This window comes from Pseudomonas sp. R37(2017) (assembly GCF_002113375.1).
In the GTDB taxonomy this organism is placed as follows: domain Bacteria; phylum Pseudomonadota; class Gammaproteobacteria; order Pseudomonadales; family Pseudomonadaceae; genus Aquipseudomonas.
This window is the reverse complement of sequence record NZ_NEHO01000003.1, coordinates 47,320-67,853: the sequence shown is the minus strand read 5'-3', so window position 1 is coordinate 67,853 and position 20,534 is coordinate 47,320. Positions and strand designations below refer to the sequence as shown.

Below are 20,534 nucleotides of genomic sequence, written 5' to 3'. Positions count from 1 at the left end.
CAAACAGGCCGGCAGTATAGCGGTGCGCCACTGCGGGGAACCAGCACCTCACAGTGTTTGATGAATACTCTGACACCCCCCTGGGAAAGCGGTTCCTGTCACACAGATGTCACCACTCCTACACTTGCACGTAACGGCCTGAAGGCAATCTTCTCGGCAGTCACCCACACGGTACTTCGCCATGCGCCATCTGATCTCTCTGTTCGCGCCACGCCCACTGCACCGCTGCTTCGCCCTGCTCGACCGCAACGGCCACTGCCAGGCCTTCAAACAGTGCAGTCTCCAGCCCATGGGCGACGGCTGGGTCGAGGTCGAAGAGATCCGCCTGAACTGGCTGAACCAGCCGCTTCCGGCCGGTGTCCGCATCGTTTCGCAACAGCAGCAGCCACGCTCGCGCGCGCAACAAGCGCTGACAACCTGACCAAACACCTAATAAAAGTCATTAAACACGACCATTTCCCTGCGTTTCTTAGATACAATCTCCCCCCGATTATAAGGACGTCTCCTGATCGGGCCTCGCAGCATCGTCAATACGCTTGTATCGACACCCCGCACCGCCCACAGAGAGCCGCCCACACAGATCGAGTGAAGCTGGCGCGCTTGCTGTTTTGTTGAGCAAAAACTCCACTTTTCGCGAATCTGCAGAGCTGTCATTACGCTCGGTCACTGAGCTGTTTGCCCGTTTTGCCCGTCCTGCATCCCATGGCGGCAATCCATCCGGGCACGGTGCCAGGCTGGGACAGCCCTTTTTGAGGTTCACGTCTTCAAAAGAGCGTGAAAAAAACGGGTTTTCACAACTTCACAAGAGTGTGGCGAGCAAATGAATAGTTTTGCGTCTGAACATGCACCATTAGCGTCTACAACAGCCCAACGACACAGGACCGAGTATTCCTCGAACACCGGAGCCTGAAGCCTGTCCGCTACGGATTTGGTTGCACAAACGGATGTATCGACCATAAGTCGAATTGCCTCCCGCACGCTGAAATGAGTTCATATGGCTCATAGGCCCGGCAGGTAGCGTCCGTCGAAGTTGCGATAAATTGCGAAGATTCGGACATGGCGATCCTGCCATGGGTACCTGGGGCAACACTGATACGCCCCGTCACTCCTGGCAGCCATGCCGACAATTTGGTGCTGCAGATTTTGGAGACGCGTTAAATGGCGCATAACGAAGCAGTCGACGTAGTACTGGTTGGGGCCGGCATCATGAGTGCCACCCTTGCGGTACTGCTCAAAGAGCTCGACCCCGCGATCAAGCTGGAAGTCGTCGAGCTGATGGATTCCGGTGCCGCGGAGAGTTCCAACCCGTGGAACAACGCCGGTACCGGTCACGCCGGTCTGTGCGAGTTGAACTACACGCCGCAGGCTGCCGATGGCACCGTCGACATCAAGAAAGCCGTGCACATCAACACCCAGTTCGAGGTGTCGAAGCAGTTCTGGTCGTACCTGACCAAAAAAGGCACCTTCGGCTCGTGCAAATCCTTCATCAGTCCTGTTCCGCACCTGAGCTACGTGCAGGGCGACAGCGGCGTTTCCTTCCTCAAGGAGCGCTTCAGGGTGCTGAGCAAGCACCACGCCTTCGCCGACATGGAATACACCGAAGACAAGGCCAAGATGGCAGAGTGGATGCCATTGATGATGCCTGGACGCGACGCTGGCGAAACCCTCGCCGCCACCCGCGTGATCAATGGCACCGACGTCAACTTCGGCGCCCTGACCAACCAGTTGCTCAAGCACCTGACCAGCGCACCCGATGCCCAGGTCAAGTACTGCAAGCGCGTGACCGGCCTCAAGCGCAGCAATGGCGGCTGGACCGTCAGCATCAAGGACGTCAACAGCGGCAACACCCGTGAAGTCGACGCCAAATTCGTCTTCCTCGGCGCTGGTGGCGCGGCATTGCCGCTGCTGCAAGCTTCGGGCATCGAAGAAAGCAAGGGCTTCGGCGGCTTCCCGATCAGCGGCCAGTGGCTGCGCTGCGACAACCCGGAAGTGGTCAAGCACCACCAGGCCAAGGTGTACAGCCAGGCCGCCGTGGGCTCGCCACCGATGTCCGTGCCGCACCTGGACACCCGCGTGGTCGATGGCAAGAAGTCCCTGCTGTTCGGACCGTACGCCGGTTTCACCACCAAGTTCCTCAAGCACGGTTCCTTCATGGACCTGCCAATGTCGGTTCGCGCCGGCAACATCGGCCCGATGCTGGCGGTGGCAAAAAACAACATGGACCTGACCAAGTACCTGGTCAGCGAAGTGATGCAGTCGATGGAGCAGCGCCTGGAATCCCTGCGTCGCTTCTACCCGCAAGCGAAAGCCGAAGACTGGCGCCTGGAAGTGGCCGGCCAACGGGTGCAGATCATCAAGAAAGACCCGAAAAAAGGCGGCGTCCTGCAATTCGGTACCGAACTGGTCGCGGCCAAGGACGGTTCCCTGGCGGCACTGCTCGGCGCTTCGCCAGGTGCCTCGGTGACCGTTTCGATCATGCTCGAGCTGATCGAAAAATGCTTCCCGACCAAGGCCAAGGGCGAATGGGCTGCCAAGCTGGCAGAGATCTTCCCGGCCCGGGAAAAGGCTCTGGAAGCCGACGCTGCGCTGTATCGCAAGATCAACACGCAGAACAACGTTGCCCTGGAACTGGTTGAAGCCAGCAGCGAGACCGAAAGCTACGCTTGATTCGGCCTCATGAAAAACGCCCCGCCCTCACTGAGGACGGGGCGTTTTTTTATGGCTGAGATTGACTCAACCGCGAATTTTTTCGATCAGTTCGATGTAATCCGGTGCATTGCGCTGATCCTTGATCAGGGCAACGAAGTCATTGCCGTGCTCATCCTTGCCATTCACGTCGTAACCCGCCTCGACGAAAAACGTCAGGAAACGCTCGAAATCGTCGATGCGCAGGCCACGGTAGGCCTTGACCAGCTTGTGCAGAGACGGAGAAGTCGCGTCGACCGGTTCGAAATCGAGGAACAACTTGATCTGCTCATCGCCGATCTCGTCACCAATCACTTGTTTTTTATCTTTACGCATTGCCGGCTCCAGCTCGCAGACATTTCACGGGGCGGGCAGTTTACCCCCGCGTGGGCTCAAGGCTCAACGCGGACGAACGCTGCCGGTGTGCAGATCAGCCCAGATATGGCCGTTGGCGTAGCTGAGGAACTGGCAATACACGGTGTCATTGCGCAACAGATCGATGATCACCCGGTACTGAGCCAGCGGGTAATACAGCGCCAGAGTCTTGCTCTGATCGTCGTAGACCGGCTTTTTCAGGCTCTTGCTCTCGCCATCGAAGTTGACCAACACTTGATTGATCGTCGCTCCCTTGTTCAGGGATTTGCCCTTGAGGCGGATCAACAACGGCGAAGTGACCGGAATCGGCTGCTGATTGGACTGACGCTGATTGCCGACCACCACCGAATACTCGGTGACTTGCAGCAACTGTTGCTGCTCGGGCTCGGCGTCACGCAGGGTCAGGTCATCCGGTGGCAAAAATTGCGCATGCATCGGCGCAGGGGCGGCGGCCAAGGGCAGGCTGAAAGTGAGCAATAGAGCGGCGCAGCAGCGGATCAAAGGGCTCATGACGGGCTCCGGGGGCGGCGTAACGTCGTACACATCTCCTGTAGGAGCGAGCACGCTCGCGATGGTCGTCAACGATTACGCGGGGTGACTGATACCCCGTGGTGTTCTTGCGTCCATCGCGAGCATGCCGCAAGCGGGCACCCGCTCCTACAGAAGGGCGGATCAATCGAACTGCGCGCGCATCCAGGCCTGGTACTCGGCAACACCGGGCTCGCCTTCGCGCGGCGCCCAATGCGCGAGTTCGCCTTCACCCACCGGGCGATAAGGACCGGCCTTGCATTCGAACATCAGGCTGTCGGCTTCCAGCACCACCAGACCGTGGAACACACCGGTTGGCAGGTCCACGCCAACACAGTCGCCGCCAGCCTCAAGCACGGTCTTGCTCAGCACCGCACCGGTCTCATCAAAGATCAACACACCCAGCCGCCCCTTGAGGACCAACAGGGTTTCGGCCTTGTTGTCGCCCAGATGCCGGTGAGGCGGGATATACGTGGACGGCTGCAACCCCACCGCCATGCGATGGCAAGCATCTTCCATCTGATGGAAGTTGTGATGCTGACGCCCACGAGGATTGGCCGCGGCTTTCCCGGCCAGTTCGGCGAACAACGTCTGATCCAGAAAGCGAGGCGTATCCATTTATTACATTCCTTTAACGGCGAAAATTCCGTTGGCGTTGCGCCAGTAGCCCTTGTAGTCCATGCCGTAACCAAAGATGTAGCGGTCGACGCACGGCAAACCGACGAAGTCGGCCTTGAGGTCAGGACGGGCCTTGCGATCGTGGTCTTTGTCGATCAGCACGGCGGTGTGCACTTTACGTGCGCCAGCGTGTTTGCAGAAGTCGATGATCGCGCCCAAGGTGTGACCTTCGTCGAGAATGTCGTCGATGATCAACACATCACGGTCGATGAAAGACACTTCCGGCTTGGCTTTCCAGAACAGGTCGCCGCCACTGGTTTCGTTGCGATAGCGGGTGGCGTGCAGGTAGGACGCCTCCAGCGGGAACTGCAGATAGGTCAGCAGCTTGCCGGAGAAAATCAGCCCGCCGTTCATCACGCAGAACACCACCGGGTTGCTGTCGGCCATTTGTTCGTTGATTTGTGCACCGACGCGGGCGATGGCCGCCTCGACTTCAGCTTCGGTGTACAGGCAGTCAGCCTCTCGCATGATTTGACGGATATGCTCGAGATCAGCGGACATGGCGCTCTCCAAGGGGTGGCGGAAACAGGAAAAGCGGGCAAAGGTACGCATCCCGCTCGGTCAGATCAAGCGTTTGTGGACTAACGTACTGTATGTCTATAGGACAACACCCTCGGATAGATTAATCTAGGCCGGTTTTTTTGCCCGCCGCCGGAGCCTTTCCCCATGCCCATCCATGAGATCCGCCACCCGCTGATCCGTCATAAACTTGGCCTTATGCGCCGCGCAGACATCAGCACGAAGAATTTCCGCGAGCTCGCTCAGGAAGTCGGCGCCCTGCTGACCTATGAAGCCACCAAAGACCTGCCGCTGGAGGCCTACGATATCGAAGGCTGGTGCGGCACCGTATCGGTGGAGAAAATCGCCGGCAAGAAAATCACCGTGGTGCCGATCCTGCGCGCCGGCATCGGCATGCTCGAAGGCGTGCTCAGCCTGATCCCGGGCGCCAAGGTCAGCGCCGTGGGCGTGGCCCGTAACGAGGAAACCCTCGAGGCCCACACCTACCTCGAGAAACTGGTGCCAGAGATCGACGAACGCCTGGCGATGATCATCGACCCGATGCTCGCCACCGGGGGCTCGATGGTTGCCACCATCGACCTGCTGAAAAAGGCCGGCTGCAAGGACATCCGCGCCATGGTGCTGGTCGCCGCGCCAGAAGGCATCGCGGTGGTCGAAAAAGCTCACCCGGACGTAATCATCTACACCGCGTCCATTGATCAAAAACTGAACGAACACGGTTACATCATCCCGGGGTTGGGCGATGCCGGTGACAAGATCTTCGGCACCAAGCAGAAGGACGCGTGACCATGCAGCAAGAGTTCAACGATCCGCTCTGGCGCACGGTGCTGTCGGGTGCACAGATGCTGTTCGTGGCCTTCGGTGCCCTGGTGTTGATGCCGCTGATCACTGGCCTCGACCCGAACGTGGCGCTGTTCACCGCCGGCCTGGGGACAATCCTGTTCCAGATCGTCACCGGGCGCCAGGTGCCAGTGTTCCTGGCATCGAGCTTCGCCTTCATCACCCCGATCATTCTCGCCAAGGGCCAGTTCGGCCTGGCCGCGACCATGGGCGGCGTGATGGCGGCCGGTTTCGTCTACACCTTCCTCGGCCTGGCGGTGAAGATCAAAGGCACCGGTTTCATCGACCGCCTGTTGCCGCCAGTGGTGATCGGGCCGGTGATCATTTCGATTGGCCTGGCCATGGCGCCGATTGCCGCCAACATGGCCATGGGCAAGGCCGGCGACGGCAGTGAATTGATTCATTACCAGACGGCGATGATGATCTCCATGCCCGCACTGCTGACCACACTGATCGTTGCGGTATTCGGCAAGGGCATCTTCCGCCTGGTGCCGATCATCTCCGGCGTGCTGGTGGGTTTTGGCATGTCGTTCTACTTCGGCGTGGTCGATATCGCGAAGATTGCTGCGGCACCGTGGTTCGCCATTCCGAACTTCACCGCGCCGGAATTCAACTGGCAGGCGATTCTGTTCATCGTTCCGGTGGCCCTGGCCCCGGCCATCGAGCACATCGGCGGCGTGATTGCCGTGGGGAGCGTGACCGGTCGTGATTACCTGAAGAAGCCCGGCCTGCACCGCACCCTGCTCGGCGACGGCCTTGCCACCACGGCGGCCGGTCTGTTCGGCGGCCCGCCCAACACTACCTACGCCGAAGTGACTGGCGCGGTCATGCTGACCAAGAACTACAACCCGAAAATCATGACCTGGGCGGCGATCTTCGCCATCAGCCTGGCGTTCATCGGCAAATTCGGCGCACTGCTGCAAAGCATCCCGGTGCCGGTAATGGGCGGAATCCTGTGCCTGTTGTTCGGTTCGATTGCGGCGGTGGGGATGAATACGCTGATCCGCCACAAGATCGATCTGGGCGAGGCACGCAATCTGGTGATTGTTTCGGTGACCCTGGTATTCGGGATCGGCGGCGTGCTGATCGGCACCGGCACCGGACCGGACGATTTCGGCCTCAAAGGCATCGCACTGTGCGCGGTGGTGGCGATCGGCTTGAACCTGATCCTGCCGGGCAATGACAGCTGGAAGCACAAGAAGACGAATGAGCCGCTGCTGTAATGCCTCAAGAGCTTTGCTGTTAATGAAATAGCTTTCGCGAGCAGGCTCGCTCCCACAGGAGGAAATGTATTCCAAATGGTGGGAGCGAGCCTGCTCGCGAAGCTTTTAAAGCGCCAATGGCGCCCTTTCGCACAACGCACTCAACGCCCGCGCCCAATGTGGGTCATCGTTGAGGCACGGCACCAGCACCAACTCCTCGCCTCCCGCTTCGCGGAACTGCTCCTTGCCGCGATCACCAATCTCTTCCAGAGTCTCGATGCAATCGGCAACGAACGCCGGACACATCACCAGAATCTTTTTCACGCCGCTTTTGGCCAACTCATCGAGGCGCGCTTCGGTGTAGGGTTCGATCCATTTGGCGCGTCCAAGGCGCGACTGGAACGACACCGACCACTGGCCCTCTGACAACCCCAAGCGTTTAGCCACCTCTGCCGCCGTACGCAGGCATTGGCCGCGATAACAGGTGGCGACCACTTCTGGCGGCGCACCGGCGCAGCAGTCACCGCCACCGTCGAAGCTGTGACCGGGGTTGAGCTTCTTCAGATGCCGTTCCGGCAAGCCGTGAAAACTCATCAGCAAGTGATCGAAGCCCTGCTGCAAATGCGGCCGGGTCGTGGCCACCAGCGCATCGAGGTACTCCGGTTGATCGTAGAAAGGCTGGAGCACCGACAACTGCACGTCGAGCTTATTCTCGCGCACCACGCGCCTGGCCTCTTCGATGACCGTGGTGGTGGTACTGTCGGCGAACTGTGGATAGAGCGGCGCCAGCGTAATTCGCTTGTGCCCCGCGGCAACCATGCGCTCCAGCGTCGATTCAATCGACGGCTCGCCGTAACGCATCGCCAGTTCCACCGGGCCGTGCTGCCATTGACGGCTCATCGCTTGTTGCAGGCGGCGGCTGAGCACCACCAGCGGCGAACCCTCGTCCCACCAGATCGAGGCATAGGCATGGGCCGACTGCTCGGGACGCTTGATCAGGATCAGCGACACCAGCAGCCGTCGCACCGGCCATGGCAGGTCGATCACGTACGGGTCCATCAGAAACTGATTGAGGTAGCTGCGCACATCAGCCACCGAGGTGGAGGCAGGTGAGCCCAGGTTGACCAGAAGCAACGCGTGATCGGTCATGCAACGTCCTATTTCAAAGGCGACCGGACAGATCGTCCAAAGCCGCGCGCAAATCCGTGAACTTGAAAGTGAAACCGGCCTGTAACAAACGCACCGGGGTAGCCCGTTGGCCGCCCAGCAGCAACAGCGACAATTCGCCAAGCCCCACCTTCAATGCAAAGGTCGGCATTGGCATGAACGCCGGGCGACGCAGCACACTGCCCAGCGTCCTGGCAAACTCGCGGTTGCGAACCGGTTTGGGCGCGCACGCATTATAAGGACCGCCGGCCTCGTTGCGATGCAGAAGAAAATCAATCAGGGCGATTTGATCGTCGATGTGAATCCATGGCATCCATTGCCGGCCGTTGCCGATCGGCCCTCCCAGACCCAGCTTGAATGGCAGTAACAGCCGCGACAAAAAGCCGCCTTCGGCCGACAGCACCAGCCCGGTCCGGATGAGAATGACACGAATGCCCAGCGCTTCGGCCCGCTGCGCAGTCTCCTCCCAGGCGATGCATAACTGGCTGGCGAAGTCCTCGCTGATCGGCCGCGAATCTTCAGTCAGTTCACGCTCGCCGCCATCGCCATACCAGCCGACAGCCGAACCGGAAATCAACACCCGGGGTTTCTGCTCGCGACCTTCGAGCCACGCCAGCAGGGTTTCGGTCAGGGTGATGCGGCTGCTCCACAACAAGGCTTTACGCTTGTGCGTCCAGGGCCGGTCGGCAATCGGCGCACCGGCCAGATTGACGACCGCATCCACCGGTTCCTGCCCCAGGTCCTCCAGCCGGGCGATTCCACGCACCTGGGCACCACATGTTTTCGCGACTTTTTCAGGCCGGCGACTCCAGACCGTCAGGCGATATCCCTGGCCAGACCAGTGCCGGCAAAGCTGACGTCCTATCAAACCAGTACCGCCGGTCAGCAATATGTGCATGACTTCTTCCTCGCGTGGCGTTTTACCCTGTCCGTTAGTCTATTTTTATAAGCAGGGATCTTTGGTATCGAGCAGGCTCTGTGTTTAACAATAGGCCAAGCTGCCAGAACGAGAACGCTAAAAGTTATACCAAAAGACAATATTGTACAGGTTTGAACCCCGGCGTAGTCTGTACAGAAAGGTAAACGAGGCCCCTATGACTGTACCTATCGCAATCATTGGCACCGGCATTGCCGGACTCTCCGCCGCCCAGGCCCTGACTGACCTCGGGCACGTGGTTCAATTGTTCGATAAAAGCCGCGGCAGCGGCGGACGCATGTCGAGCAAGCGCAGCGATGCGGGGGCTCTTGACATGGGCGCGCAATATTTCACCGCCCGTGACCGGCGCTTTGTCACTGAAGTCCAGCGCTGGCAGACCAAGGGCTGGGTCGCCGAGTGGGCGCCGCAGCTGTATACCTACCATGGCGGCCAACTCAACCTGTCGCCGGACGAGCAGACCCGCTGGGTCGGCACGCCCCGCATGAGTGCCATCACCCGCGCCCTGCTCGGCGATCTTGAAGTGCATTTCGCCTGTCGGATCACCGAGGTCTATCGCGGTGAGGAACACTGGCATCTGCAGGACGCCGAGGGCTTCACCCACGGACCATTCAGCCACGTGGTCATCGCCACGCCAGCCCCACAGGCAACGGCTTTGCTGGCAACAGCACCGAAACTCGCCGGAGCCGCCGCCGGGGTGAAAATGGACCCGACCTGGGCCGTCGCCCTGGCCTTCGAAACGCCTCTGGAAACCCCCATCGAGGGCTGCTTCGTCCAGGACAGCCCACTCGACTGGCTGGCGCGCAACCGCAGCAAACCCGGGCGCGACAACACCCTCGATACCTGGGTCCTGCACGCCACCAGCGCCTGGAGTCGCCAGCACATTGACCTGCCCAAGGAAGCCGTGATCGAACAGCTGCATGGTGCCTTCGCCGAACTGCTGCACGATTCCATGCCCGCACCGACCTTCAGCCTCGCCCACCGCTGGCTCTACGCCCGCCCCGCCAGCAATCACGAATGGGGCACCCTGGCCGATGCCGACCTGGGGCTGTACGCCTGTGGCGACTGGTGCCTGTCCGGACGCGTCGAAGGGGCCTGGCTCAGCGGCCAGGAAGCCGCCCGTCGCTTGCACGAGCACCTGCAGTAAAGCGCATCGATCCGAACAAATCGCTGCTGTCGCCCTGGACAGCAGCCCATCAAAAACTTATACAAAAAAATTGACTCGTATAACTTCGAATCTATGATGAAGTTATCTTGTACAGACCTAAATGTTTGTACAGGTTCTGATTCGAGGTGCTCCTATGCTCCACGCCCCCGCCAAACCGAAAATCGCCATCAGCGCCTGCCTGATGGGGCTCGACGTGCGTTACAATGGCGGGCACAAGGAATCGCGCTTGTGCAGCCGCACCCTCGCTGATTACTTCGATTTCATCCCGGTGTGCCCGGAAGTGGCCATTGGCTTGGGCGTACCCCGCCAACCGATTCGGCTGGTGGGCAGTGCAGACCGACCCGAAGCCGTGGGCACCCTCGATCACAACCTTGACGTGACTCAACCGCTGGCTACCTACGGCCGGGAGATGGCAGTGCAGTTGGGGGATATCTGCGGCTACATTTTCATGCACAACTCCCCGTCCTGCGGCCTGGAGCGGGTCAAGGTCTACCACGCCAACGGTGCACGGGTTGACGGTGGCGGTCGCGGCATCTACGCCCGGGCCTTTTGCCTGCTACGCCCGGACTTGCCGGTAGAGGAAGATGGCCGGCTCAACGATCCGGTGCTGCGGGAAAACTTCCTCACCCGCGTGTTCGCCTACAGCGCCTGGCAGCAACTACGCGAGGAAGGCCTGACCCGGCACGGCCTCACGGACTTTCACTCGCGTTACAAGTACCTGCTGATGGCCCACAACCCGGTGCAATACAGAACCCTGGGGCGCCTGCTGGGCAACATGGGACATACCGATCCAGAGGAACTTGGCCCGCGCTATTTCAGCGAGTTGATGTCGGCGCTGAAAAAATGCGCCACCCGCCGCACCCATACCAACGTCCTGCAACACCTCAGTGGCTATCTGAAACAGGCCATCAGTCGCGAAGACAAACAGGAAATGCAGCACGTGATCAGCCAGTACCGCCAGGGCATCGTGCCGCTGGTGGTGCCGCTGACGCTGCTTAAACATCACTTTCGCCAACACCCCGATCCGTACATAACACAACAGGCTTACCTGCAACCGCACCCGGAAAACCTCAGCCTGCGAAACGCCATCTAATGAAAAAAGCACTCGACACCAGCGCCCGCGAAGGCCTCGGCGATGACTTGAAACAGGCGCTGGAAGAAGGCTGGTTGCCGATCCGTGAAGTGGCGCGGCAAACGGGTGTCAATGCCGTGACCCTGCGCGCCTGGGAGCGCCGCTATGGCCTGATCGTGCCGCATCGCACACCCAAGGGGCATCGGTTGTTCTCAGTCGACCATGTACAACGGATCCAGGCCATCCTCACCTGGCTCAACCGTGGCGTTGCCGTCAGCCAGGTCAAGCAATTGCTCGATACGCCACAAGCCTTCAGCGAGTGCGTCGACAACGATTGGCACATCTTGCTGCAAACATTGCTGCAGGCTGTCAGCGGATTGCAGGAGCGCGCCCTGGATGACAGCGTCAATCAGGCCATGGCGTTGTATCCGCCACGCACCCTGTGCGAGCAGTTGCTGATGCCTTTGCTGGCCGCCCTGGAGCATCGCTGGCAAGGCCAGTTCGGAGTTCAGATGGAACAGCGCTTTTTTTGTGCCTGGTTACGCAGCAAATTCGGCGCACGCATCTACCATAACAATCGTCAGTTGCGCACTGCGCCACTGCTGTTGATCAACCACTCGGACCTGCCCATGGAACCGCATCTATGGCTGACAGCCTGGCTTGTCAGCAGTGCGGATTGCCCGGTGGAGGTCTTCGACGGGCCACTGCCTGTCGGCGAACTGGCATTGGCGGTCGAACTGCTGCAACCCCGTGGGGTTCTGCTGTACTCAAGCAAGGCCATTAACCTTGCGCAACTGACGAAACTTTTCAAAGGCGTCGGTTGCCCAAAAATGATTGCCGGACCAACGGTCTGCATCCACCAGACAGAGTTGTCCGCAAGTACTTCCGAGATCGCTGATTTGTACCTGGCCGAAGATCCGTTGTCGGCACATCAGGCACTCGTTCAGCGCGGGCTGATTTAAATGAATCGCGTGGATACCAAAATGCAGTTGATCTGGCTACGCAGCGACTTGCGCCTGCATGACAACACCGCCCTCTCGGCCGCCGCGGCTCGCGGCCCCTGCGTGGCGGTATATCTGCTGAGCCCGGAACAATGGCTGGAACACGACGATGCGCCCTGCAAAGTGGACTTCTGGCTGCGTAACCTGCGCGAGTTGAGCCGAGAACTGGGTCGACTGAACATTCCCCTGCTGATCCGCCGGGCACCGCGCTGGGAGGACGCGCCAGGCGTACTGCTGGACCTGTGCCGACAGTGGCAGGTCAGCGCGCTGTACCTCAACGAGGAATACGGCATCCATGAATCCCGCCGGGATGCAGCGGTCACCCGGACGTTAAAGGCCGTAGGTATCGAGGTTCACCGCTACCTCGATCAATTGCTGTTCAAGCCCGGTAGTGTGCTGACCCGGACCGGCACTTACTTTCAGGTCTTCAGCCAGTTTCGCAAAGTCTGCTACGAACGACTGCACCACTCGCTGCCCAGCCTGGTCCGCGCACCGCAAAAACAAGCGCCGCTGAACATTGCCAGCGATGCAATCCCCGACAGCATCGAGGGTTTCGCAACGCCCGATGACACGTTGCGCAGCCTGTGGCCGGCTGGCGAAACGGAAGCCAGGCATCGCCTCGAGCATTTTGCCGATACGCAGATTGATCACTATCAAAGCGAACGCGATTTCCCTGCAAAGCCCGGTACCAGTCAGCTCTCGGCCTATCTGGCCGCCGGGGTGATTTCGCCCCGCCAATGCCTGCACGCCGCCTTGAACAGCAATCAAGGTGAGTTCGACAGCGGCAACAGCGGCGCCGTCACCTGGATCAACGAGTTGTTGTGGCGCGAGTTCTACAAACACATCCTGGTGGGCTACCCACGGGTGTCCCGGCACCGCGCGTTTCGCCCCGAAACCGAAGCACTGGCCTGGCGTGATGCCCCCGAAGAACTGGTCGCCTGGCAACAGGCGCGCACCGGCTTGCCGATCATCGACGCCGCGATGCGCCAACTGCTGGCAACCGGCTGGATGCACAACCGCCTGCGCATGGTGGTAGCGATGTTCCTGAGCAAAAACCTGCTGATCGACTGGCGCGAAGGCGAACGCTTTTTCATGCGTCACCTGATCGATGGCGACCTGGCGGCGAACAACGGTGGCTGGCAGTGGAGTTCCTCCACCGGCACCGACTCGGCGCCTTACTTCCGGATTTTCAACCCGTTGAGCCAGTCGGAAAAATTCGACCCCGAAGGCGTATTCATCAAACGCTGGCTGCCGGAACTGGCAGAGCTGAATAAAAAAGACGTGCACAACCCTGCCAATCTCGGCGGCCTGTTCGGTGCGGTGGATTACCCCTCACCGATCGTCGACTTGAGCAGCTCCCGCGCGCGCGCGCTGACGGCATTCAAAAACCTTCCCTCGCGGCAATACGCCGCCGTTGGGTCATGAGTTACCGCCATCGGGATTATCTCGATGCCGGAGTTCTGCTTTATGAACATTTACCCGTATTGGACCGGGCAATGACCCGGTTGAAAAGGAGATTGGGATGAGTCGCACACTCCCACGACGATATTGGCTGACTGGTGCCAGCAATGGCATTGGTGCCGCCCTGGCCGAAGAAATCCTGAAAACCGGTGCGCACCTGGCCGTCAGCTCACGCACGGTGGAACCGCTCAAGGTCTTGTCGCAACGTTATCCGGGACAGGTGCTGGTGCTCGCCGGAGACCTGACCAACAGCCAGACCGTACGCGAGATCGGCGAGCAGATTGCCGAGGACTGGGGCTCGCTGGACACCGTGATACTCAACGCGGGCACCTGCGAGTACGTGGATGCCAAGCAGTTCGATGAATCAATTGTCGAGCATGTGCTGCGCACCAACCTGTTGGCCAGCAGCTATTGCATCGACGCGGCCCTGCCTATGCTGCGTGCCGGCACCGCACCGCATTTGGTGGCTATGGCCAGTACGGTGACTTATCTGCCGCTGCCCAAGACAGAAGCGTATGGTGCTTCGAAGACCGGGCTGCGTAATCTGTTGGAGTCCCTGCGCATCGACCTGGCCCCGGAGGGCATAGAACTCACGGTGATCAGCCCTGGCTTTGTCGAAACGCCACTGACAGGGGAAAGCGATTTCTCCATGCCTTTGAGCTGGCCGGTGGAAAAAGCCGCACGGCACATATTCGAAAAACTCAAGGACCGCCCGCTGGAAATCGCTTTCCCGGCGGCATTCATGGGCGCCCTCTGGCCGCTCTCCAAACAGCCGGACCAAGTGAAACTGGAGATCGGAAAACCCATGGTACGCAGCCAGCCACCGGTCAAGGATCAACCCTGAAAATCGCCCTCATTGGCGGCGGTATCCCGGACGTTCCAATACTCGAGCGTCCGTCAGCCCCTTCACACTGCCCCCGGTGACTGCCTTACACTGCACGCCATGAAAACCATCCCCCATACGCAAATCGCGGAGCCCGAGGTCACGTGCTCGACCTGCGCTGCCTGCTGCTGTCAGCTCGAAGTCATGCTGATCACCGATACGGGTGTGCCTGAACGCTTCATCGATACCGATGACTGGGGCGGGGAAGTCATGCTGCGCCTGGAGGACGGCTGGTGCGCCGCACTGGATCGCAACACGATGATGTGCACCATCTACGAAAAACGCCCACTGATCTGCCGGGAGTTCGAGATGGGCGCACCGGAGTGCATCGACGAACGCCAGGGGATTTCGACGGCATATCGCTAGTTTTGAAGTCACCCAAATACAAATGTGGGAGCGAGCCTGCTCGCGAATGCAGTCTGACAATCACTATAAATGGTGAATGTTAAACCGCTTTCGCGAGCAGGCTCGCTCCCACATTTAGTGCAGCGTTGGCGCTTACAACGGCAACGTGTAATGCAGCGAGTAGCTTTCTACACCGTCGTTGGAACTGGCGAGCCCGGCGTTGGAATAGTGCGTCGCACGGATCCCGACTTCATGGCCGCCGTTGAAGCGCAGGCCAAAACCGATCCGGTCTTCAAACTGGAAAGCACTGCCGATGTTGTTGTCTTCGAGTCGGGTATTGGAGAACACCGCCACGCCAATGCCCGCTTCAACGAACGGTTTGACGTTCTGGCCGGCAAATTCGTAAACGAACACCGGGGAGAACGACAGGCTGTTGTTGCTCGAGGTCTTGTCGCCTTCCCAATAGGTGTAGGCGCCGCTCCAGTAGCCGGTCACACGCCCCACGTCACTCTGCATCCAGCTCTGGTCCCAATCGAACTGCATGCCCAGTCGATACGTCATGGTCGAATCGCTGGTCTGACCAACCGCGAATTCCACACCTGCCGCCTGCGCGGTAAAAGTGTGCCCCATCAGTGCGGCCGCAATCGCGGCCAAGCAGAATAGTCGCTTCACTAGAAACTTCCTTTTCCGAACGATTTCGTATGGTTTTTTTTGTTACCAAGCCCCGCAAAACTATAGAAGTCAGCGATTTATCAGAAGTTCACCCCGATTTTTCGTTCTCCCCCCGGACAGGCTTCTACCTGTTGAAGCTTCGCACAACGCCAGCGGTATTCCACAGTATCGGCAAGATATTTCTGAAATGAAGCGGATCGGCACTGGTCCAGAACTGCGCTTCTCGGGCCGGCCCCTGGGCGAGCAACTCGCCTTCGGCCAAAAGCCGCTGCAGTTGCCGCGCGACGGCGGCACCGGTATCGATCAGGCTGATGTCCTCGGGGATCATCTGCCGCAGCAGCGGCTTGAGAAAGGGGTAATGGGTACAGCCGAGAATCAGGGTGTCCGCACCAGCGGCCAGCAGGGGTTCGACATACCCGGCCAACAGCTGACGCAGTTCGGGGCTGTGCAGATCGCCGTTTTCAATCAGCTCCACGAGCCCCGGACACGGCTGGGTGATCACTTTCACGTCCGTGGCGAAACGGTCGAGCAACGCGGCGAACTTGGCGCTCTGCAAGGTGCCGGTGGTGGCCAGCACCCCCACCACGCCGCTGCGGGTGGCGGCGGCGGCAGGCTTGACCGCCGGTTCCATGCCGACGATGGGCCATTCCGGATAGTCGCGACGCAAGTCGGCGACGCCAGCCACCGTCGCCGTGTTGCAGGCCAGCACCAGGGCCTTGGCGCCCTGCTGCTGAAAGAAGTCGGCCATCACGCTGCAACGCTGTTGGATAAACGCCGGGGTTTTCTCGCCATAGGGAATATTCCCGCAATCGGCGACATACATCAGCGACTCATTGGGCAGCAAACGCTGGATCTCGGCCAGTACCGAGAGCCCGCCGACACCGGAGTCGAACACGCCAATCGGCGCTTCACGCATGTTTCGCCCCACAGACGCTGCAACCCGGATCGCGCTTGACCCGCAGCTCACGGAAGCGTGTACCCAAGGCGTCGATCAACAGCAGGCGCCCCACCAGCGGCTCACCGAATCCGGCCAGCAACTTCAGCGCTTCAAGCGCTTGCAGACTGCCGACCAGCCCCACCAGCGGCCCAACCACGCCGGCCTCGCTACAGGTCAATTCGGCTTCGCTGCCGTGCCCATACAAACAGTGGTAGCACGGGCTTTCCGGGCGACGCGGATCGAACACCGACAACTGCCCTTCGAGGCGAATCGCTGCGCCACTGACCAAAGGTTTGCCGGACGCCACACAAGCGGCGTTAACCGCTTCACGGGTAGAGAAATTGTCGGAGCAATCGAGCACCAGATCCACCCCCGCCACCACGGCAGCGAGGGAATCTTCGTCCAGCGCGGCACGATGGGCGATCAGTTGAATTTCAGGATTGATCGCGCTCAGGCGCTTGAGCGCCGAATCGACCTTGGTCATGCCGACACTGTCAGTGTCGTGAATGATCTGGCGCTGCAGGTTGGTCAGGTCGACCGTATCGAAGTCCGCCAGATGCAATTGGCCAACACCCGCAGCGGCGAGGTACAACGCCACCGGCGCGCCGAGGCCACCAAGGCCGACGATCAGTACGCGGCTGTCCTTGAGCCGCAACTGACCGTCGATATCGATGTGTTGCAGCAGAATCTGCCGACTGTAACGCAACAACTCCTGATCATTCAGCACGGCAGGCGCCCCAGACTGATGCGTTGATGACCGCCCAGATCGGTGCGGCTGTGGACTTCTACAAAACCGCGGGTCAGCAGCAAATCGCGAACGGCCTCGGCCTGATCATAGCCATGCTCGAGCATCAGCCAACCGCCTGCGTCAAGATGGTCTGGCGCCTGGGCGACGATCAGGCGCAGATCGTCGAGCCCGTCGACACCGGCCACCAGGGCGCTGGCCGGTTCGAAGCGCACATCACCCTCGACCAGGTGCGGATCGGCCGCCGCGATATACGGCGGGTTGCTGATGATCAGCTGAAAACGCTGACCTTCCAGGGCACTGAACCAATGACTGCTCAGTACCTTGGCATTGTTCAGGTGCAGACGCTGGCGATTGCGTTCGGCCAGGGCCACGGCTTCCAGCACGCGATCCACGGCAGTGACGTTCCACGCCGGGCGTTCACTGGCCAGGGCCAGGGCAATCGCACCACTGCCGGTGCCGAGGTCGAGCACCCTGGCCACAGTGGCCGGCAACAATTCCAGCGCAGCTTCCACCAGCAGTTCGGTGTCCGGGCGTGGGATCAGCGTGTGCGGCGCGACCTCCAGATCGAGCTTCCAGAATCCTTGTTGGCCGAGAATGTAGGCCACCGGCTCACCGCTGCGGCGGCGCTGTAAATACTCGGCGAACGTCAGCGCCGCTTCGCTCGGCACGATGCGTTCCGGCCAGGTGTGCAGAAAACTGCGGGACTTGCCCAGTGCCGCCGCCAGCAACAGTTCGGCATCCAGACGCGCCGTCGGCGAGTCGGGTAGTTCGGCGGCGCGCAACAAACTGGCAATGATCGTCATTTACTCACCTATCGCTGCCAATTGATCGGCCTGGTACTCGGCCAGCAGCGGCTCGATCACCGCCTCGACGCCACCGGCGAGAATCTCGTCGAGGGAATACAAGGTCAGGTTGACCCGGTGGTCGGTGACCCGGCCCTGAGCAAAGTTGTAGGTACGGATGCGCTCGGAGCGATCACCGGAACCGACCAGCAACTTGCGCTCACTGGCGATGGCGTTGGCCGCGGCGGAGGTCTGTTGATCGTTCAGCTTGGCCGACAACCAGGACATCGCCCGGGCACGGTTCTTGTGCTGCGAACGTTCTTCCTGGCACTCGACCACGATGCCGGACGGCAAGTGCGTGATACGGATCGCCGAGTCAGTCTTGTTGACGTGCTGGCCACCGGCGCCGGAGGAGCGATAGGTATCGATGCGCAGGTCGGCCGGGTTGATCTCGATGGCTTCCTGTTCATCCGGCTCGGGCAATACCGCCACGGTGCAGGCCGACGTGTGGATACGCCCCTGGGATTCGGTCGCCGGAACCCGCTGTACGCGGTGCGCGCCGGATTCGAATTTCAGCTTGCCGTAGACGTTGTCGCCCTCGACCCGGGCAATCACCTCTTTATAGCCGCCATGTTCACCCTCGCTTTCCGAGAGGATCTCCACCCGCCAGCCACGACGCTCGGCGTAACGCGAATACATGCGAAACAGGTCGCCGGAGAAAATCGCCGCTTCATCGCCGCCGGTACCGGCGCGGATTTCGAGGAACACGTTGCGCCCGTCGTTCGGGTCCTTGGGCAACAGCATGCGCTGCAGGTCGGCCTCGAGCGCAACCAGGCGTTCCTTGGCCTCGCGGACTTCTTCCACGGCCATTTCACGCAGATCCGGGTCGCTGTCCTTGAGCAATGCCTGGGCACCCTCGAGGTCATCCTGCACTTTGAGCAGTTCTTTGAAGGCGCCCACGATCGGCTCAACTTCCGCGTACTCCTTGGAGTAGGCGCGGAACTTGTTCTGATCGGAAATGACCTCGCCATCGCCCAGCAGGGCGGTCAATTCCTCGAAACGGTCCTGGAGGACATCCAGCTTATTGAGCAGTGACGCTTTCATTGCGGTTTTTTATCCGAAAAGCTATCCGATGAGCCCTCACCGAGGGCAAAGAGTTCCTGGGCCATCGCCAGCGCATCGAGGCGACCTTCGGCAGAGAGCTTTTTCAACTGCACGCTCGGTGCGTGCAACAGTTTGTTGGTCAGCCCGCGGGCCAATTGCACCAGCACCTCTTCGGCACTGCTGCCGTTGGCCAGCAGGCGCTGGGCCTTTTGCAATTCTTCGTCGCGCAGGCGTTCGCTCTGTTGACGATAGGCCTTGAGCACATCCACTGCCGCCAATTCACGCAGGCGGACCATGAAGTCTTCGGCGCCGATCGAAACCATCTCTTCGGCTGCCTGGGCTGCGCCCTGACGGCTCTTGAGGTTCTCGGCAACCACCTCGTGGAGATCGTCGACGCTATAGAGGTAAACGTCGTCCAACTCGCCGACTTCTGGCTCGATGTCGCGTGGAACGGCGATATCCACCATGAAGATCGGCTTGTGCTTGCGCAGTTTCAAGGCGCTTTCCACCGCGCCCTTGCCCAGAATCGGCAACTGGCTGGCAGTGGAACTGATGACGATATCGCTGCGCACCAGCTCCGCCGGGATATCCGAGAGCAGCACTGCATGTGCGCCGAACTGTTCGGCCAGAATGCTGGCGCGCTCCAGGGTGCGGTTGGCGACCACGATACGCTTTACACCGAGGTCATGCAGATGGCGGGCAACCAGGGTGATGGTCTCGCCGGCGCCGATCAACAACGCCTGGCTGCGTTGCAGGTCGCTGAAAATCTGCTTGGCCAGGCTCACCGCGGCAAACGCCACCGACACCGGGTTCTCACCGATGGCGGTGTCGGTGCGCACCTGCTTGGCCGCATTGAACGTGGCCTGGAACAAGCGCCCGAGCAATGGCCCGATGGTGCCGGCTTCGCGGGCCACGGCATAGGCCGACTTCATCTGGCCGAGAATCTGCGGTTCACCCAACACCAGCGAGTCGAGCCCGGAAGCGACCCGCATCATGTGACGAACTGCCGCATCGTCTTCATGCACATAGGCGCTTTCGCGCAGCTCGTCGAAGCTCAAATGATGATATTCGGCCAGCCAGCGCAGCACGATGTCCGCCGACAGGTGATCCTGTTCTATATAGAGTTCACTGCGATTGCAGGTGGAGAGGATCGCAGCTTCGCGGCTGTCGGTGAGTCGGCAGAGCTGCTGCAAGGCCTCAACCAGCTGCTCAGGGGTAAAAGCCACGCGCTCGCGGACGTCTACTGAAGCAGTCTTGTGGTTAATACCGAGTGCAAGGAAGGCCATTCAAAGTCGCTGATGGTGACGTGAAGCCGGCAATTGTCCTACTTCGACGGAATCAGAACAACTACTCGATGTCTATCGCCCCTGTAGGTGGAGCCAGCGTTGCGAGCGGTTCTCGTTTACGGGGCCACCCGGAGTCATTTATCGGGC

General features: G+C 60.3%; 22 protein-coding genes and 1 pseudogene. 11 read left to right on the top strand and 12 right to left on the bottom strand.

Going from position 1 to position 20,534, the window contains the following annotated elements; translation table 11 throughout:
• Positions 1–181 precede the first annotated feature (181 nt).
• Together CAG47_RS06125 and mqo are read left to right on the top strand one after the other, a co-directional pair.
• The gene (locus CAG47_RS06125; RefSeq protein ID WP_085724024.1) at positions 182–421 is read left to right on the top strand and encodes a hypothetical protein; all 240 of its coding nucleotides are present in this window, start codon (positions 182–184) and stop codon (positions 419–421) included.
• A gap of 737 nt (positions 422–1,158) precedes the next feature.
• Positions 1,159–2,667 (top strand): malate dehydrogenase (quinone), encoded by a 1,509-nt coding sequence (gene mqo / locus CAG47_RS06120; protein ID WP_085724023.1) that lies wholly within the window; start codon positions 1,159–1,161, stop codon positions 2,665–2,667.
• 66 nt (positions 2,668–2,733) lie between these two features.
• Here the strand turns inward: mqo and CAG47_RS06115 are convergent, their stop codons facing one another.
• The 4 genes from CAG47_RS06115 to CAG47_RS06100 all read right to left on the bottom strand — a co-directional run bounded on the left by CAG47_RS06115 (position 2,734) and on the right by CAG47_RS06100 (position 4,767).
• Positions 2,734–3,021: a PA4642 family protein gene (locus CAG47_RS06115; protein ID WP_085724022.1), complete on the bottom strand. Its 288-nt coding sequence runs from the start codon at positions 3,019–3,021 to the stop codon at positions 2,734–2,736.
• 63 nt (positions 3,022–3,084) lie between these two features.
• Positions 3,085–3,570, bottom strand: a complete 486-nt coding sequence (locus tag CAG47_RS06110) for a hypothetical protein (RefSeq protein ID WP_085724021.1) — start codon at positions 3,568–3,570, stop codon at positions 3,085–3,087.
• Positions 3,571–3,732: 162 nt separating this feature from the next.
• The gene (locus tag CAG47_RS06105) at positions 3,733–4,206 is read right to left on the bottom strand and encodes a WbuC family cupin fold metalloprotein (protein WP_085724020.1); all 474 of its coding nucleotides are present in this window, start codon (positions 4,204–4,206) and stop codon (positions 3,733–3,735) included.
• 3 nt (positions 4,207–4,209) lie between these two features.
• Positions 4,210–4,767, bottom strand: a complete 558-nt coding sequence (locus CAG47_RS06100; protein ID WP_008016649.1) for a hypoxanthine-guanine phosphoribosyltransferase — start codon at positions 4,765–4,767, stop codon at positions 4,210–4,212.
• Positions 4,768–4,932: 165 nt separating this feature from the next.
• Here CAG47_RS06100 and upp point away from each other — a divergent pair, with 165 nt between their 5' ends.
• On the top strand, positions 4,933–5,571 hold the full coding sequence (upp, locus tag CAG47_RS06095) for a uracil phosphoribosyltransferase (protein ID WP_008016648.1): 639 nt from the start codon (positions 4,933–4,935) through the stop codon (positions 5,569–5,571).
• Between the two features lie 2 nt (positions 5,572–5,573).
• Positions 5,574–6,848 carry a uracil-xanthine permease family protein gene (locus tag CAG47_RS06090; RefSeq protein ID WP_085724019.1) on the top strand — a complete coding sequence of 425 codons (1,275 nt, stop codon included), beginning with the start codon at positions 5,574–5,576 and terminating at the stop codon, positions 6,846–6,848.
• A gap of 105 nt (positions 6,849–6,953) precedes the next feature.
• Here CAG47_RS06090 and hemH read toward each other — a convergent pair whose 3' ends face one another.
• Both hemH and CAG47_RS06080 read right to left on the bottom strand, forming a co-directional pair.
• Entirely contained in the window at positions 6,954–7,976 is a 1,023-nt protein-coding gene (gene hemH / locus CAG47_RS06085) for a ferrochelatase (RefSeq protein ID WP_085724018.1), read from the bottom strand.
• A gap of 13 nt (positions 7,977–7,989) precedes the next feature.
• Complete coding sequence (locus tag CAG47_RS06080) at positions 7,990–8,892, bottom strand: TIGR01777 family oxidoreductase (protein ID WP_085724017.1); 903 nt, start codon at positions 8,890–8,892, stop codon at positions 7,990–7,992.
• A 196-nt stretch (positions 8,893–9,088) separates the two neighbouring features.
• Between CAG47_RS06080 and CAG47_RS06075 the strand changes: the two genes are divergently transcribed.
• The 7 genes and pseudogenes from CAG47_RS06075 (at position 9,089) to CAG47_RS06045 (ending at position 14,879) form a co-directional block, all read left to right on the top strand.
• Entirely contained in the window at positions 9,089–10,075 is a 987-nt protein-coding gene (locus tag CAG47_RS06075; RefSeq protein WP_085724016.1) for an NAD(P)/FAD-dependent oxidoreductase, read from the top strand.
• Positions 10,076–10,229: 154 nt separating this feature from the next.
• A complete protein-coding gene (locus tag CAG47_RS06070) occupies positions 10,230–11,189 on the top strand; it encodes a DUF523 and DUF1722 domain-containing protein (RefSeq protein ID WP_085724015.1) in 960 nt (319 codons plus the stop codon).
• Positions 11,189–12,130: a MerR family transcriptional regulator gene (locus CAG47_RS06065; protein ID WP_085724014.1), complete on the top strand. Its 942-nt coding sequence runs from the start codon at positions 11,189–11,191 to the stop codon at positions 12,128–12,130. The genes CAG47_RS06070 and CAG47_RS06065 overlap by 1 nt, the downstream gene beginning before the upstream one ends.
• Positions 12,131–12,151: 21 nt before the next feature.
• The gene (gene phrB / locus CAG47_RS06060; RefSeq protein ID WP_085724336.1) at positions 12,152–13,594 is read left to right on the top strand and encodes a deoxyribodipyrimidine photo-lyase; all 1,443 of its coding nucleotides are present in this window, start codon (positions 12,152–12,154) and stop codon (positions 13,592–13,594) included.
• A gap of 2 nt (positions 13,595–13,596) precedes the next feature.
• Positions 13,597–13,695 (top strand): annotated as a pseudogene (locus tag CAG47_RS28645) (transcriptional regulator); the annotation flags it as partial.
• Positions 13,692–14,474 carry an SDR family oxidoreductase gene (locus CAG47_RS06050; RefSeq protein WP_085724012.1) on the top strand — a complete coding sequence of 261 codons (783 nt, stop codon included), beginning with the start codon at positions 13,692–13,694 and terminating at the stop codon, positions 14,472–14,474. The pseudogene CAG47_RS28645 and the gene CAG47_RS06050, both read left to right, overlap by 4 nt.
• A gap of 99 nt (positions 14,475–14,573) precedes the next feature.
• Complete coding sequence (locus CAG47_RS06045; RefSeq protein ID WP_085724011.1) at positions 14,574–14,879, top strand: YkgJ family cysteine cluster protein; 306 nt, start codon at positions 14,574–14,576, stop codon at positions 14,877–14,879.
• Positions 14,880–15,011: 132 nt separating this feature from the next.
• Here the strand turns inward: CAG47_RS06045 and CAG47_RS06040 are convergent, their stop codons facing one another.
• The 6 genes from CAG47_RS06040 to hemA all read right to left on the bottom strand — a co-directional run bounded on the left by CAG47_RS06040 (position 15,012) and on the right by hemA (position 20,387).
• Positions 15,012–15,530: an acyloxyacyl hydrolase gene (locus tag CAG47_RS06040; protein WP_085724010.1), complete on the bottom strand. Its 519-nt coding sequence runs from the start codon at positions 15,528–15,530 to the stop codon at positions 15,012–15,014.
• A 124-nt stretch (positions 15,531–15,654) separates the two neighbouring features.
• The gene (gene murI / locus CAG47_RS06035) at positions 15,655–16,446 is read right to left on the bottom strand and encodes a glutamate racemase (RefSeq protein ID WP_085724009.1); all 792 of its coding nucleotides are present in this window, start codon (positions 16,444–16,446) and stop codon (positions 15,655–15,657) included.
• A complete protein-coding gene (locus CAG47_RS06030; protein WP_085724008.1) occupies positions 16,439–17,194 on the bottom strand; it encodes a molybdopterin-synthase adenylyltransferase MoeB in 756 nt (251 codons plus the stop codon). The genes murI and CAG47_RS06030 overlap by 8 nt, the downstream gene beginning before the upstream one ends.
• Positions 17,188–18,018 (bottom strand): peptide chain release factor N(5)-glutamine methyltransferase, encoded by an 831-nt coding sequence (gene prmC, locus CAG47_RS06025; RefSeq protein WP_085724007.1) that lies wholly within the window; start codon positions 18,016–18,018, stop codon positions 17,188–17,190. The genes CAG47_RS06030 and prmC overlap by 7 nt, the downstream gene beginning before the upstream one ends.
• A complete protein-coding gene (prfA, locus tag CAG47_RS06020) occupies positions 18,019–19,101 on the bottom strand; it encodes a peptide chain release factor 1 (RefSeq protein ID WP_085724006.1) in 1,083 nt (360 codons plus the stop codon).
• Positions 19,098–20,387, bottom strand: coding sequence for a glutamyl-tRNA reductase (gene hemA, locus CAG47_RS06015; protein ID WP_085724005.1), 1,290 nt, complete (start codon positions 20,385–20,387; stop codon positions 19,098–19,100). Before hemA ends, prfA begins: the two co-directional genes overlap by 4 nt.
• Positions 20,388–20,534 lie beyond the last annotated feature (147 nt).

What these genes read in the sequence shown, in the direction of transcription:
- mqo (WP_085724023.1), top strand. Translation starts at nt 1,159, where the DNA reads ATGGCGCATAACGAAGCAGTCGACGTAGTACTGGTTGGGGCCGGCATC.
- CAG47_RS06045 (WP_085724011.1), top strand. Translation starts at nt 14,574, where the DNA reads ATGAAAACCATCCCCCATACGCAAATCGCGGAGCCCGAGGTCACGTGC.
- CAG47_RS06065 (WP_085724014.1), top strand. Translation starts at nt 11,189, where the DNA reads ATGAAAAAAGCACTCGACACCAGCGCCCGCGAAGGCCTCGGCGATGAC.
- CAG47_RS06070 (WP_085724015.1), top strand. Translation starts at nt 10,230, where the DNA reads ATGCTCCACGCCCCCGCCAAACCGAAAATCGCCATCAGCGCCTGCCTG.
- hemH (WP_085724018.1), bottom strand. Translation starts at nt 7,976, where the DNA reads ATGACCGATCACGCGTTGCTTCTGGTCAACCTGGGCTCACCTGCCTCC.
- CAG47_RS06100 (WP_008016649.1), bottom strand. Translation starts at nt 4,767, where the DNA reads ATGTCCGCTGATCTCGAGCATATCCGTCAAATCATGCGAGAGGCTGAC.
- CAG47_RS06105 (WP_085724020.1), bottom strand. Translation starts at nt 4,206, where the DNA reads ATGGATACGCCTCGCTTTCTGGATCAGACGTTGTTCGCCGAACTGGCC.
- CAG47_RS06075 (WP_085724016.1), top strand. Translation starts at nt 9,089, where the DNA reads ATGACTGTACCTATCGCAATCATTGGCACCGGCATTGCCGGACTCTCC.
- CAG47_RS06125 (WP_085724024.1), top strand. Translation starts at nt 182, where the DNA reads ATGCGCCATCTGATCTCTCTGTTCGCGCCACGCCCACTGCACCGCTGC.
- murI (WP_085724009.1), bottom strand. Translation starts at nt 16,446, where the DNA reads ATGCGTGAAGCGCCGATTGGCGTGTTCGACTCCGGTGTCGGCGGGCTC.
- CAG47_RS06115 (WP_085724022.1), bottom strand. Translation starts at nt 3,021, where the DNA reads ATGCGTAAAGATAAAAAACAAGTGATTGGTGACGAGATCGGCGATGAG.
- upp (WP_008016648.1), top strand. Translation starts at nt 4,933, where the DNA reads ATGCCCATCCATGAGATCCGCCACCCGCTGATCCGTCATAAACTTGGC.
- hemA (WP_085724005.1), bottom strand. Translation starts at nt 20,387, where the DNA reads ATGGCCTTCCTTGCACTCGGTATTAACCACAAGACTGCTTCAGTAGAC.
- prmC (WP_085724007.1), bottom strand. Translation starts at nt 18,018, where the DNA reads ATGACGATCATTGCCAGTTTGTTGCGCGCCGCCGAACTACCCGACTCG.
- CAG47_RS06090 (WP_085724019.1), top strand. Translation starts at nt 5,574, where the DNA reads ATGCAGCAAGAGTTCAACGATCCGCTCTGGCGCACGGTGCTGTCGGGT.
- phrB (WP_085724336.1), top strand. Translation starts at nt 12,152, where the DNA reads ATGCAGTTGATCTGGCTACGCAGCGACTTGCGCCTGCATGACAACACC.
- prfA (WP_085724006.1), bottom strand. Translation starts at nt 19,101, where the DNA reads ATGAAAGCGTCACTGCTCAATAAGCTGGATGTCCTCCAGGACCGTTTC.
- CAG47_RS06110 (WP_085724021.1), bottom strand. Translation starts at nt 3,570, where the DNA reads ATGAGCCCTTTGATCCGCTGCTGCGCCGCTCTATTGCTCACTTTCAGC.
- CAG47_RS06080 (WP_085724017.1), bottom strand. Translation starts at nt 8,892, where the DNA reads ATGCACATATTGCTGACCGGCGGTACTGGTTTGATAGGACGTCAGCTT.
- CAG47_RS06050 (WP_085724012.1), top strand. Translation starts at nt 13,692, where the DNA reads ATGAGTCGCACACTCCCACGACGATATTGGCTGACTGGTGCCAGCAAT.